This is a genomic window from Conexibacter stalactiti (assembly GCF_033542075.1).
GTDB classification, from domain to species: Bacteria; Actinomycetota; Thermoleophilia; order Solirubrobacterales; family Solirubrobacteraceae; genus Conexibacter; species Conexibacter stalactiti.
This window is the reverse complement of the sequence record NZ_JAWSTH010000002.1, coordinates 1-11,811: the sequence shown is the minus strand read 5'-3', so window position 1 is coordinate 11,811 and position 11,811 is coordinate 1. Positions and strand designations below refer to the sequence as shown.

Below are 11,811 nucleotides of genomic sequence, written 5' to 3'. Positions count from 1 at the left end.
GCGTGCCGGCCGGGAAGAGGTTCTCAGTGCGAGTTCCACAACGCCTCCAGATCGAGGTCGGGGGCGGCGGCGTTCGAGGCCGCTCTCGTCGGCGCGACGACGACGGCGTAGCCGGTCGCCGACGAGCCCGCGCCGGGCAGGAAGACATGGCTGCCGCGACGCCAGCGCGCCGCCGCAGCGAGGTGCTGCCAGAGGTCGAAGTCGGCCTGCGAAGCGACCCACGCCGCCATCACCGGAATGCCGCCGACGTAGACCGCCGAGAAGAGCGAGACGTACGCGCCGAACGGCGACAGGTACATCCCCCACCCGATCGCGACGACGAGGCCGAACACGATCCCGGCCCACTGACCCAGCGTCAGCTCGCCGAGCTTCAGCTTCGTCTCGAGGTGCTTGTAGGCGGAGTTCACGACACACCGCCTGGTGGTCTCGACGGCGCGGTCGGGCGATCAGCTCTGGTGGCTGGCCGATCCGGCTCGGCGGGCGGCCGACCGGGAAGCGCGACGGGCCCCTGCTGCCCAGCTCGCTCCTGCGGAAGCTCGGCCCGATACGCCTCAAGACCGGCCGAGAAGGCATGCGTCGGCGCAGATCCGATGGTGCTGAACGATCTGGCCGCCGCAGGTCTGCCCGCGTGCTCGGCGCGAGCCGCGCCGATCGCCGACGCGCTCGTGACGGCCGCCATCGCCTCCTCCCGATTTCGGCCGCTTGCGATGGCGCGGTCGTAGACGTTGCCGAGCTGGCCCGCACGCTCGGGGCCGAGCTGTCTGAGCGAGGTCGCCACGTCGCCGTCTGTGGCTGGAGCCGGCTGACCGGGAGCACCAGCTCGGCGCCGAGCTCTGTGCATCGCCTCCTCAAGCTCGCGCGGCCGGTCGCCGAGGACGCGCATCCCTGCCGGCGACTCAGAGGTGGCTCGTGACGTCGATCTCTGGTCGCCTCTCGGTGACGCCGGACCGGCTGTACTGGTGTCGTGCGAGGAGGACCGGCCCGCCGCGGCCGCTTGAGCTGCCGTCGAACCGGCGTGCGCGGCCACAGCCGCAGTCGCCGGCGCCTCGCCGCGATCGACCCCGCTCCGGGGTGCAACGTCTGTTGGCCGAGCCGAACCTGCAGCTGTCGCGCCGCCGCGGTGTCTCGGCGTAGCGGACCCGCCCGCGGCGCTCGTGCCGCCGAGCGCGGCACCTGCCTGACGCACGGCGAAATAGCGAGCCGCGAACCCGACCGTACCTGCGCCGGCGAGGCCGACCATCGACGCCTTCGTCGCCAGCAGCGGGAGCTTGACGCAGAGGTACAGCATCGCCACGCCGGTGAGCGGCTTGATGAGCGCCTTGTCGAGGACCCCACCGTCGCCTCTGAAGGTCACGAAGTCGTTGAAGACCGCGGCGAACGACGCGAAGCAGACGGCCCAGATGACCGGCCACGCCAGCAGCGTCGTGAACGCGCGGAAGGCCAGCACCGACATCCACGCCGTACCGGGGAACGGTGCGAGCACGATCAGCAGCGGCCCGGCGACGAAGATGACGAGAAGCCCGCAGGCGAGCACGATGTGCAAGGCGAAGAGGCCGAGCATCAGCAACGTGCCTGCGATCACGATGACGACGCTGGCGAGCATCCCCACCGGGCCACTCGTCAGCGAGATGCCGACGGCGGCGCCGAGCATCCGCGAGACGTCGTCGTGGACGCTCCGGGCCTGGATCAGCTCGAAGGTGAGGCTGTTGACGAGCGTGATCGCCGAGTCGAAGACCCACGGCCATGCGATCACCCCGAGCGCTGCCGCGATGCCGCGCGCGAAGCCGGAGACGCCCTCGACGCCGCCGGCTCCTTCAAGGAAGCCGGTCAACCAGTAGCGCAGGACACCGGCCGTCATGACGAGCCCGAGCAACGCGAACGCTGCTGCCGTCGTCGTGCGGTTCAGTTCCGCGACGTTGGAGTTCGTAAAGGCCTCGGACGGCAGGTGCAACTGCCAGCTGACGGCGGCCTCGGTCAGCTTGCTTGGGATCCCGCCGAAGAGCTGCTTGATGACGAAGTCGAAGGCGGACTCGACGCCGTCCTTGACGATCTCGCCGGGGCTCGGCAGGCCAAGGACAGCATCGGCGCGCGCTGGTGCGACGATCGCCTGCAGCGCCAGCAGCGCGACAGCGAGCGCGGCGCCGCCGAGCACGAGTCTCCGCGGCGACAGCGCCGGCCGTGAGAGGTGAAACGTGGGAAGGACGGTCATGTCGATCGCCGACCTCAAGCCACGATGCCCTTGACGCTACCGAGCAGCGCGAGGATGCCGAGTGCCGTTATGACGATCTGAAGGCCGCGCCGCGAGCCGAACGCCATCGCGACGCCACCGCCGATCGCCGCCAGCGGTGTCGCGGCCGAGGCCGCTACCAGGCACGGCGTTACGAGGGCGTCGCAGGTCTGGACGAAGCCTTCGAGGCCGCCGGCGTTCGCAGGGATTCCGGCAGCTCGCCGGATGATCGCGACCTGGCTACTGTTGTCAGTAGCTACCGAAAAATAGGCTGCCGCTGCGGCGACCAGCAGCAGCTGCGTGCACTTTTGAATTGAGAGGCGCATTCTCTGCTCCGTTCACTCGATGCCGAATTCGCGGGCTTCGGGAGAAGGAGCTGCGCTGGACGAGCGCGCGGCGCCCGCCGCCGGCGCGCTCGACGTGGACGTGGGCGGCGCGGAGTGGGCTGCGTCGGGCAGCTTCGACGCCGCCGGCGGACCGGCGGGTGAGCTCACCGTGGGCGTCGTCGTCGCCGTTGTCGTCCTCGGCGCCGGCGCCGGCGCTGTGGAGGCCGCCCGGCTCGCCGACAATGGCGTGGTGTGCCGCGTGGCACGCCGAGCAGATCGCTCGGCTCGCGCGCCGGGCGGAGGTGGGGCCGTCTGGCGGTCGCGACGTCGCGCGTCGCGGCGTGCCGGGGTCTCACGCCGCCGTGCTTCGGCGCGGCGCGGTTCTCCGCCACGCCGAGCCGCCGCGTCGCGCAACGACGCAGAACGCGAGCGCGCGGCTGCGCTGCGGCGATCGCGACGCGGCAACGCCGCTCTTGCCAGAGGCTGCGCGTGACGCGCTGAGGCCGCGACGTCCTCAGTCTGCCGCGAGCTCGGCCGCTGCAGGCCGACAACAGTCGCTCCCGCGGCGACTACGAGCGTCGCAGCAGCAAGCGGCGCGACGTGGGCGGAGCGAAGTACGCGCAGCCGACCAGTCGAGGAAGACGGGCGTACGGCATGGGCAGCTGTACCTGCCAGCGACGATCTGCACCGTCTCGGTGCCGCGGTCGGTCGGTCGAGTCGAGCAACGCGTCGCTCCGGAAGGGGCGTCTCGAACAGACGCACCCGCCCGGGGGTGGTTGTGGCCAATCCGCGACCAGGCGCTGACGGCGACCTGGGGGGCGGCTCGAAGAGGTTTCGATCCAACATGAACCCGCCGTCGCGGATTCACGCTCGGACACCCCGGCGGGTTGCGAATTCAGTCAGCGCACGACCAACTGCGACAACGCCTGGTCGGTCCTTAACGACGAAAGGCCCCGTCTTCTCGCCCCAACGGGACGAGAAGACGGGGCCTCGGCCGCGGAGGTGGCTGCTCAGGGCTCGATGCCGAACTCGTTCGTGCCTCCTCCGCGCGTGCCGGTCGACGGGCTGCTCTGCGACGGTGGCGGAGAGGAGGTATTGCCGGTCGCGGTGCCGCTGCCGGCCGTGGACGCGCTCGACGCGCTCGTTCCGCTGGAAGCCGTCGAGTTCGCCGAACTTGTGCTGGCGCTGCTCGACGACGTCGAGCTGGCAGGGGCCGTTGACCCGCCCGGCTCGATCCCCAACTCGTCTTCTTGCTGCTGCTGTGCAGCCGAGGCCCTCGCCCGCGCACGCTGTTGTGGCGACGGCCGCGCTCTTCTTCTGCCAGCAGCTGGTCTAGGAGACGTCGCTGGACCGGACCCTCTCGGCGGGTCGGCGGCGGTGGTCGTCGTCGGCGTCGCCGGTGGAGTCGAGACGATCGGTCTTGGATCGATCGCAGTATTGAGTGTCCTCCTTGGTCTCGACACCGACGGTCTCGCGGCGCGCGCCTCGGCTGGCGTACTCGGTGCCCGCACGGTTTCTACGACGGCGACGCCGGCGCCGGCCCCAGTCACGCAGACGACCGATGCGCACATCGTCGCCGTCTTCACTCCCAAACCGCTGAACAGTCCCGCGCCGCCCGCGGTCACACCGGCCCCAGCACCGGTCGAGGTGACTTCAGCCAGGCCGAGCGTGGCGCCGAGGGCCCCGCCGCCGACCGCCGTAGCGACGCCAACGACGGCGGGCGCGGGGATGATCAGGAAGGCGTTGCGTGTGCTCCGCACGAAGGCGGCGCAACCTGCGCATTCCGAGATGTGCTGCAGCGCAATCTCGTACCGCTCACCGGAGGGATCGAGGACACCAGCTGCGAACGCGACCATCAGCGACCGCTCGTCATTGCACCAACTGCCGCTGTCGATCGCCGACAACAGGCCGGCTGTCTTGGTGGTGATTGCGTCAAAGATCTTGTCGGCCCGTCGCGGCGGTACCCCGAGCAGCTCCGCTGTCTCGACGCGAGAGAAGCCTTGGATGAAGTGCAGGACCGCGGCTTGGCGCTCACGCTTGGACAGCCGCAGGCGAATACCGCTGCGCCACTTGCGGATGCGATCCATGTCATCGAGTTGGCCCGCGAAGTCGGGCTCGACCACACCTTCGGCGAGCTTCGAGGTCTCCGGAAGCTCCGCGAGCTGATCAGGATGCAGCCGGCGGATCTCGTCGATCGCGCGACGCTCCATCGCGACGACGAGCCAGCCACAAGGGTTGCTGACGTCCTCGATGTCGTCCGCCACGGTCCGGTACAGCCCGTGCCATGCGGCGTTGTACCAGGCCTCGAGGTCGATCTCCGGGAACCGGAGGTTCCTCGCGGCGAGCTTCACGCGCACCGTCGCGATCACCTCCGATCTCAGCCGCTCGTACTGCTCGCGGAGGAGCTGCTCGGCCGCAGCCACCGAAGCGCTGACTGTTGTCGTCGACGAACTGCAAGCGGCGCTCTGACGTCGGACTCGTCGTCCGACCGGCTGCCTAATCCGGAGTGCACCCACCGTCCTCACGCCCCCCTCACCAGCTGGGACCCTGAGCGGCGACCGCCTCGCGCGCGCGGTTTCATGCGACCTCGTCGTAGATTCGCGAAAATCCACCCCCCTGGATTTGGAAGCCGCTCGTTTCGACCCGTTCTCATCCGGCACACCACGGCGCTCGACGTTGATCGAGGTTCGACCTACCCGAAACAGGTGGTACCGACGAGTGGCGCGCCAGCGCTCTGACCGACTTCGGGCAAACCACGCCCTTCATCTCGTCGTCGCGCAGGAGTACGGTGTTCCGATGGCACTGGAGCCCCTGACCTCGAGACTCGAATCGCCCTTCGCCGTCAGCGCTCTCAGAGCGCTGGCGCGAGTGGCAGGTGAAGGCGAGGTTCGCGCTCACGCTGCCCGCTTGCTCGAGACAAGCCGAGAGGCGTTGGAGATCTCCGGGTGGCTGTTGCTGCAAGAGCTCCGGATCGGCCGCGTCGAGATTCGACACGGCCTCATCGGTCCGGGCGGAGTCGCAGTCGTGGTGCCCGGAGGGCCCAGCCCGCGGTACGAGCATCTCGCCGAGGCCGATTGCCAGGCGCAGGCCATCGCGGAGTTGCTCAGAATCGACCGGCCGCACGTCCTCGCAGTCGTCTGCATCATGGATTCGCACGCCGCGCCGCGCGAGCACGTCTATCCCGAGGCCTCTGGGGTCGTCGTCGGCGACCGGCACCTTCCGGTCTGGCTGGGCGAGCGGCCGACGATCATCGGGGCCGACACGCTGACTGGGCTCCGCGACGCGATCTTCGCGCAGGCCGAGCGAGCCGAGGCGGCAGCACCGTTGTCGCTTCCCAGCGAGCCACGCTGGGGCTGACGAGCCAGCGACAAACGCGACCTGCGGTCGGGCCGAATCCAGAGGGGTGTCCTTCGGCGGATTTACGACATGAAGGGACGTGTCGCTGCCCTCACATCCCAATGAGCCGCCTGCGGCAGCACGTGCTGGCCGCACGACGTCGTCGGCAACGCGCAGTCTCGACGCGGATCTGGCCACCGCTTTGATCGAAGCGCTTGACGAGGAAGGGCTCATCGTCCTGGCGCAGCGCCTTAGCCCGTACCTCGAGCAGGTTCGACCCCAAGGTCTGCTCGACACGACGGCCGCCGCAGCTCATCTCAAGATCCATCCGAAGACGCTCGAGCGAGCCGCGCGGGCGGGTCGCGTAGTCGGGGCTCGCCGCGTGGGCGGGCAGTGGCGATTCGTCGCACCCGATCTCAAGGTTCTCCCTGCCGGCAGTCGCGGAACGGTCTCTCGCCGCCCGGCCTCGGCAACTTCCAACACAGATGTGGCAGGAGCGATCCGGGGGCGACGCCGGCGCTCGTGAGCTGTCGCATCTGCGTCCTAAGGTGCCAAGAGAACGAACACTTGGAGGAACGAAATGTCGGTTCAGAAGGTCGACGGGAAGTGGCTGGTCCGCTGGCGAGAGGGTGGCGCGCAGCGCGGCCGGCGGTTCGAGCTCAAGAAGGACGCCGAAGCATGGGACCGCGAGGTGCAGCGCCGGAGACAGCTCGGTCCACTCGCAGTCGAACAGCTGACGAAAAGAGCGCTGACGCTCGACGAGTGGGTCGTGGCGAGATGGACCCCCGAGCACGCCGTTACCCTCGAGCAGTCGACCCGAGATCGCTACGCCGAGGTCTACGAGCTGCACATCCAACCGGCGCTCGGTGAACTGGCCGTGACGGAACTGACCGTTCGGGGCCTGCGTTCGTGGCAGGCGGAGCTCGTCGCTCTCGGCATGGGGACGGGGACGATCGAGAAGGTGCGGACGGTGCTGTCGTCGATCCTGACCCATGCAGCCGAGTCGGAGGAGATTGTCGGCAACCCCCTTGGGCTCGTCAGAGCGCCCAAGCCGGACTACCGAGATGGCGTTCGCCCGCTTCCGCCGATCCTCGTCGAGAGCATCCGCGCGATCATCGCCGGGCCGATGGACAGCGTCGTGCCGAGACGCCTTCGAAACGGGCGCTGGGTCTCGGGCTACGTCATCCCGGATGAGCGGGACGAGCTGACCCGCCTGCGCGACGCGACGATCGTCAGCCTGTTGGCGTACCTTGGCGAGCGACCAGGGGAGCTCCGAGGTCATCGCTGGGAGGACGCGCTCAGCAACACGATCCGAATCGAGCGCGCCACGAACCCGGATGGCACATTCAAGCCCACTAAGAACCGGCAGCGACGCTCACCGCGCATGACCAACCTTCTCTACCGCGACTTGGAGACGTACTACGTCGCGTGCGGTCGGCCTCCGCTGGACTCGCTGATCCTGCCTGGGGCCGATCCCGATCACGGCTGGACGAGATCCGACTGGCAGGTGTGGCGCGCCAGACGCTGGGGCAAAGCGTGCAGGCTCGCAGGGCTCTCGGTCGTGCCAAAGCCGTACACCCTGCGCCATACACGCTGCTCGTTGCTGCTGGCCGCGGGGCTGCTCGTCCACTACGTCGCGAGACAGATCGGAACGAGCGAGAGACACGTGCTCGACACATACGGGCACCTGTTCGACGAGTACGCCGAGCAGCCGCCGATCGACGCGGAAGCCGAGGTCGAAGCCGCGCGGGCGGAGGTGATGCGCCGCCTGGAGGGCCGCTCCGGAACGGCGGCGGACGGATCTGGTGTGCACGTTTTGTGCACGAACGAGGGCCGTAGCCACGGCAACTTCGACCCGGGGCAAAAAGAAAGCCCCGCATTTGCAGGGCTTTCTCGTAGTACCGCTACGGGGATTCGAACCCCGGTTTCCGCCGTGAGAGGGCGGCGTCCTAGTCCCCTAGACGATAGCGGCAGGGGGCGATCAGAGTAGCAAAGCGGCAACGGCGGGCGCGGTGCGGCTGGCGGGAGCGAACGCGACGGGGGTCGCAACGCGTTCGAGGGCCCGTACCGTGTACCTTTCCGAGACCGTTCCCTGCGGCTGTGGCGGAATCGGTAGACGCGCAGGCTTCAGGTGCCTGTGAGCTTCGGCTCGTGGAGGTTCAAGTCCTCTCAGCCGCACTGAAACGACGAAGGCCCGCCCACCCGGCGGGCCTTCGTCGTTGCCGGGCCGGCACCCGCCCGCGCCGGCGGCGCCCCTCGTGCCGCCCGCGCCCCGCCCCACCCGTGGTCGGGTTAACCCCAACCCGGAACGCCCGCGAGCGCCATGGCGCGGACCCCACCCGCGCGGGATGCTCTCCCCCATGACCGACGCGATGCACGATGATCCGACCGTGGCCTTCGACCCGCCGACGATGACGCTCCGCCCGCTCGGCGCCCAGTGGGGCCGGGACTTCGCCTTCCACAGCGTCGGCCTGATCACGAGCGTGGTCGGCTTCACGCTGTGGGTGACGGCCGTCTCGGTGACGCTGTCGCTGCTGATCTTCCTGATCGGCCTGTTCGTCGCGCTCGGCTCCTTCTACTGCTTCCGCTGGTTCGCGCGGCTGGAGCGGCGCCGCGCCGCTCTGGTGCAGGACGGCCCGATCGCCGAGCGCTACCGCGACGCCCCGCGCGGCAGCGGCTGGTTCCAGAAGCTGAAGTTCATGGCGAAGGATCCGGCGACGTGGAAGGACTGCGCCTGGACGCTGCTGTGCGGCACGGTCGGCTTCGCGATCTCGGTCTTCGTCGTGACGATCTGGGGCCTCGTGCTCGGCCTCGTCACGCTGCCCGCCTGGTACTGGGCGCTGCCGGAGTCGGCCAACGTCGGCATCTACGAGGTCGACACGCTCCCGCTCGCGCTGCTGACCGCCGCCATCGGCCTGCTGCTGATCCCCGTCGCCGGCTGGCTCGTGCGGCTGCTGACGGTCGCCGAGCTGGCGCTGATGCGCCCGCTGCTGCGCCCCAGCCGTGAGGAGCAGCTCGCCGAGCGCGTCGAGGTGCTGACGACGACGCGGGCCGGCGCCGTCAACGCGCAGGCCGCCGAGCTGCAGCGGATCGAGCGCGACCTGCACGACGGCGCGCAGGCGCGCCTGGTCGCGCTCGCGCTCAACCTCGGCATGGCCGAGGACAAGTTCGACAGCGATCCCGAGCAGGCGCGCGAGCTGCTGGCGGAGGCGCGCGGCGAGGCGAAGACCGCGCTCACCGAGCTGCGCGACCTCGCGCGCGGGATCCACCCGCCGATCCTCACCGACCGCGGGCTCGCGGCGGCCGTCACCGCGCTCGCCGCGCGCTCGCCGCTGGCCGTCACGATCGAGGCCGACGTGCCCGACCGGCTGCCGCCGGCGGTCGAGGCGGCCGCCTACTTCGTCGTCGCCGAGGCGCTCGCGAACGCGACCAAGCACAGCCGCGCGCTGCGCGTGCTCGTGCGCCTGTCGATGAGCGACGGCCAGCTCGTGATCGAGATCGCCGACGACGGCGTCGGCGGGGCCGACCCCGAGGGCAGCGGACTGCTCGGCCTGCGCCGCCGCATCGAGGCGCTCGACGGCGAGCTGCATGTCGTCTCGCCGCGCTCCAGCGGCACGACGTTGCACGCCGAGGTACCGTGCGGGTCGTGAAACCCGCCCGGCACCACCCCTGATGCGCGTCGTCATCGCGGGCAATCGCATGCAGCTGTTCGAAGCTCGATGGTCTGCGTGCGATTGCCTCAGCAATCACCACCACAGCCCGCAAAGGTGCGCGACGTGCGGGTGGTGATTGCCGAGGACCTCGCGCTGCTGCGCGACGGCATGATCCGGCTGCTGCGCGACAGCGGCCACGAGGTCGTCGCCGCGGTCGAGGACGGCGACGCGCTCGTGCGCGCGGTCTCCGGCCACAAGCCCGACATCGCCGTCTGCGACGTGCGGCTGCCGCCGTCGTTCCGCGACGAGGGCGTGCGCGCGGCGCTGGAGGCGCGCAAGCGCGTGCCGGGGACGGCGATCCTGATCGTCTCGCAGTACGTCGAGGAGACCTACGCGACCGAGCTGCTCGCCGACGGCCAGGGCGGCGTCGGCTACCTGCTGAAGGACCGCATCGCCGACGTGCGCGAGTTCGTCGACGCGGTCGAGCGGGTCGCCGGCGGCGGCACCGCGATGGACCCGGAGGTCGTCGCCCAGCTCGTCACGCGGCGCGGACACGACGGCCCGCTCGACGACCTCACCCCGCGCGAGAAGGAGGTGCTGGAGCTGATGGCCGAAGGCCGCTCCAACGGCGCGATCGCCGCCGCGCTCGTCGTCACCGAGGGCGCCGTCGAGAAGCACATCTCCAACATCTTCGGCAAGCTCTCGCTGCCCCCGTCGGAGACCGACCACCGCCGCGTGCTGGCGGTGCTGACCTACCTGCAGGGCAGCGGCTAGCGCCCCTGCGCCCGGCGCCGCTGCACGGCCTCCTCCAGCACCGCCTCCCAGCGCCCGGCGACCGCGTCGATCGTCTGCGTCTTGGCCCACGCGCGCGCTCTGCGGCCGAGACGGCCGCGCGCGAAGCGGTGGCGGACCAGGTCGTCGAGCGCGTCGAACCAGCCGTCGTCGGCGACCAGCCGGCCGCCCTGCGCCTCGCCGAGCCCGGCGTACGGTCCTATCGGCGAGGCGAGCCACGGCGTCCCGGCGGAGGCGTACTCCTTCAGCTTCACGCTCGAGCGGGTGCGGTTGAAGGGGATGTCCGCGAGCGGCGCGATCCCGACGTCCCAGCCGCCGGCGAACTCCTGCAGCTGGTCGAAGCGGACCTCCGCGTGGTGGGCGTAGCGCTCCGACGGCAGGTCGAGGTCGAGTCCGAGCGTCGTGACGCGCAGCTGCGGATGGGCATCGAGCAGCCGCCGCAGCGTGTCCACGATCGGGATCCGCGGCAGCTCGGAGGCGTGCTCGAGCCCCGCGGTCCAGCCGATCGTGATGCCGTCGTGCCGCCTGCGGCCGGCTGACGCGGCACCGCCGGCGAGGTGGTTGTCGATCGTCTCGATCCGCTCGATCCCCTCGCCGCGGTAGCGCTCCGCGAGCGCCGTCGTCGACGTCGTCACGACATGCGCGGCGCGCGCGATCGCGACCGTGTGAGCGAAGATCCGCTGCGCCTGACGGCCGCCGTGGGTTCTGTAGTAGGGGCTCTCTCTCGGCAGCGCGCTGAGGTCGTCGTCGGTGTCCCACACGAATGCCGCGCCGCGCGCGATCGCCGTCCGCACGCCCTTCACCTCCAGCTCCTCCAGCGCGCGGTAGCCGAGGATCACGTCGCAGCCGCGCAACAGCTCCGGCCGCGAGCGCGCGTCGTGCGCGTCGATCCCCTCTGTCGCGTGAACGACCTCGTGGCCGCGCGCTCTGAGCGCGGCCAGCGGGATCAGGTGGCGGTAGTGGGCGTTGACCTTCCACTCGCAGATCGCACCGATGCGCATGGTCTGCGCAGCATGCCTGAGCCGCACGGACCGCGTGACGGTTCCCTGCCGAGCGGAAGGGGCGGCGCGGCGCGCCGCCCCGGGATCCGTCAGCGCACCACGCGGAAGGCGACCGCGACGGCTCTGCCGCGGTTGCCGGCAGCGTCGACCGCCGTCACGAGCAGTCGGTAGCGGCCAGGTGCGAGCGCTCTGCCACCGACGCGGGCGCGCAGCCGGAAAGCGCCGGGGCCTGCGGGGCGCCCCGTCAGCGCTGCGCGCGCGACCGTTCTGCCGCGCTTGCCGGCGCGCACGACCGTCAGCTTCAGCGTCGCCCGCTCCGACAGCCGGTAGGCGACCTTCAGGCCCTTGCCGCGGCGCGACAGCCGCGCGCCGGAGAGCGACAGCTTGCGCACGGCCGGCGCGACGCGGTCGGGCGCGGGCGCGGGCTGGCCGCCGCCCTGACCCCCGCCGCCGGTTCCGCCACCGCCGCCGGTCCC

10 protein-coding genes, 2 tRNA genes and 2 pseudogenes are annotated in these 11,811 nt (G+C 70.6%); 6 read left to right on the top strand and 8 right to left on the bottom strand.

Going from position 1 to position 11,811, the window contains the following annotated elements; translation table 11 throughout:
* Nucleotides 1–23: 23 nt before the first annotated feature.
* From R7226_RS01310 to R7226_RS01295, 4 genes are all read right to left on the bottom strand, one after another.
* Complete coding sequence (locus R7226_RS01310) at nt 24–407, bottom strand: hypothetical protein (RefSeq protein ID WP_318595215.1); 384 nt, start codon at nt 405–407, stop codon at nt 24–26.
* Complete coding sequence (locus R7226_RS01305) at nt 404–2,209, bottom strand: hypothetical protein (protein WP_318595214.1); 1,806 nt, start codon at nt 2,207–2,209, stop codon at nt 404–406. The genes R7226_RS01310 and R7226_RS01305 overlap by 4 nt, the downstream gene beginning before the upstream one ends.
* Before the next feature lie 14 nt (nt 2,210–2,223).
* Nucleotides 2,224–2,553 carry a hypothetical protein gene (locus R7226_RS01300; RefSeq protein WP_318595213.1) on the bottom strand — a complete coding sequence of 110 codons (330 nt, stop codon included), beginning with the start codon at nt 2,551–2,553 and terminating at the stop codon, nt 2,224–2,226.
* A 1,010-nt stretch (nt 2,554–3,563) separates the two neighbouring features.
* Nucleotides 3,564–4,976: a sigma-70 family RNA polymerase sigma factor gene (locus tag R7226_RS01295; protein ID WP_318595212.1), complete on the bottom strand. Its 1,413-nt coding sequence runs from the start codon at nt 4,974–4,976 to the stop codon at nt 3,564–3,566.
* 373 nt (nt 4,977–5,349) lie between these two features.
* On the opposite strand from R7226_RS01295, the gene R7226_RS01290 reads away from it, so the two are divergent.
* Nucleotides 5,350–5,910, top strand: coding sequence for a hypothetical protein (locus R7226_RS01290; RefSeq protein ID WP_318595211.1), 561 nt, complete (start codon nt 5,350–5,352; stop codon nt 5,908–5,910).
* Between the two features lie 91 nt (nt 5,911–6,001).
* Here the strand turns inward: R7226_RS01290 and R7226_RS01285 are convergent, their stop codons facing one another.
* Complete coding sequence (locus tag R7226_RS01285; RefSeq protein WP_318595210.1) at nt 6,002–6,217, bottom strand: hypothetical protein; 216 nt, start codon at nt 6,215–6,217, stop codon at nt 6,002–6,004.
* Between R7226_RS01285 and R7226_RS31635 the strand changes: the two genes are divergently transcribed.
* Nucleotides 6,122–6,415: a helix-turn-helix domain-containing protein gene (locus R7226_RS31635; protein WP_404827742.1), complete on the top strand. Its 294-nt coding sequence runs from the start codon at nt 6,122–6,124 to the stop codon at nt 6,413–6,415. The genes R7226_RS01285 and R7226_RS31635 overlap by 96 nt on opposite strands.
* A 54-nt stretch (nt 6,416–6,469) precedes the next feature.
* A pseudogene (locus tag R7226_RS31630) lies at nt 6,470–6,802 on the top strand (tyrosine-type recombinase/integrase); the annotation flags it as partial.
* Between the two features lie 986 nt (nt 6,803–7,788).
* Here R7226_RS31630 and R7226_RS01280 read toward each other — a convergent pair.
* Nucleotides 7,789–7,861 (bottom strand) — tRNA-Glu (locus R7226_RS01280).
* Nucleotides 7,862–7,983: 122 nt separating this feature from the next.
* Between R7226_RS01280 and R7226_RS01275 the strand changes: the two genes are divergently transcribed.
* The 3 genes from R7226_RS01275 (at nt 7,984) to R7226_RS01265 (ending at nt 10,316) form a co-directional block, all read left to right on the top strand.
* Nucleotides 7,984–8,067: transfer RNA gene (locus R7226_RS01275), tRNA-Leu, on the top strand.
* A gap of 182 nt (nt 8,068–8,249) precedes the next feature.
* The gene (locus R7226_RS01270; RefSeq protein WP_318595209.1) at nt 8,250–9,539 is read left to right on the top strand and encodes a sensor histidine kinase; all 1,290 of its coding nucleotides are present in this window, start codon (nt 8,250–8,252) and stop codon (nt 9,537–9,539) included.
* A gap of 126 nt (nt 9,540–9,665) precedes the next feature.
* A complete protein-coding gene (locus R7226_RS01265; protein WP_318595208.1) occupies nt 9,666–10,316 on the top strand; it encodes a response regulator transcription factor in 651 nt (216 codons plus the stop codon).
* Here R7226_RS01265 and R7226_RS01260 read toward each other — a convergent pair.
* Together R7226_RS01260 and R7226_RS01255 are read right to left on the bottom strand one after the other, a co-directional pair.
* On the bottom strand, nt 10,313–11,335 hold the full coding sequence (locus tag R7226_RS01260; RefSeq protein ID WP_318595207.1) for a hypothetical protein: 1,023 nt from the start codon (nt 11,333–11,335) through the stop codon (nt 10,313–10,315). The two genes, R7226_RS01265 and R7226_RS01260, sit on opposite strands and share 4 nt — an antisense overlap.
* Nucleotides 11,336–11,424: 89 nt before the next feature.
* Nucleotides 11,425–11,811 (bottom strand): annotated as a pseudogene (locus tag R7226_RS01255) (hypothetical protein); the annotation flags it as partial.

Excerpts from the sequence above, each read along its gene's own strand:
- R7226_RS01305 (WP_318595214.1), bottom strand. The coding sequence starts at position 2,209 with ATGACCGTCCTTCCCACGTTTCACCTCTCACGGCCGGCGCTGTCGCCG.
- R7226_RS01300 (WP_318595213.1), bottom strand. The coding sequence starts at position 2,553 with ATGCGCCTCTCAATTCAAAAGTGCACGCAGCTGCTGCTGGTCGCCGCA.
- R7226_RS01290 (WP_318595211.1), top strand. The coding sequence starts at position 5,350 with ATGGCACTGGAGCCCCTGACCTCGAGACTCGAATCGCCCTTCGCCGTC.
- R7226_RS01285 (WP_318595210.1), bottom strand. The coding sequence starts at position 6,217 with ATGGATCTTGAGATGAGCTGCGGCGGCCGTCGTGTCGAGCAGACCTTG.
- R7226_RS01270 (WP_318595209.1), top strand. The coding sequence starts at position 8,250 with ATGACCGACGCGATGCACGATGATCCGACCGTGGCCTTCGACCCGCCG.
- R7226_RS01260 (WP_318595207.1), bottom strand. The coding sequence starts at position 11,335 with ATGCGCATCGGTGCGATCTGCGAGTGGAAGGTCAACGCCCACTACCGC.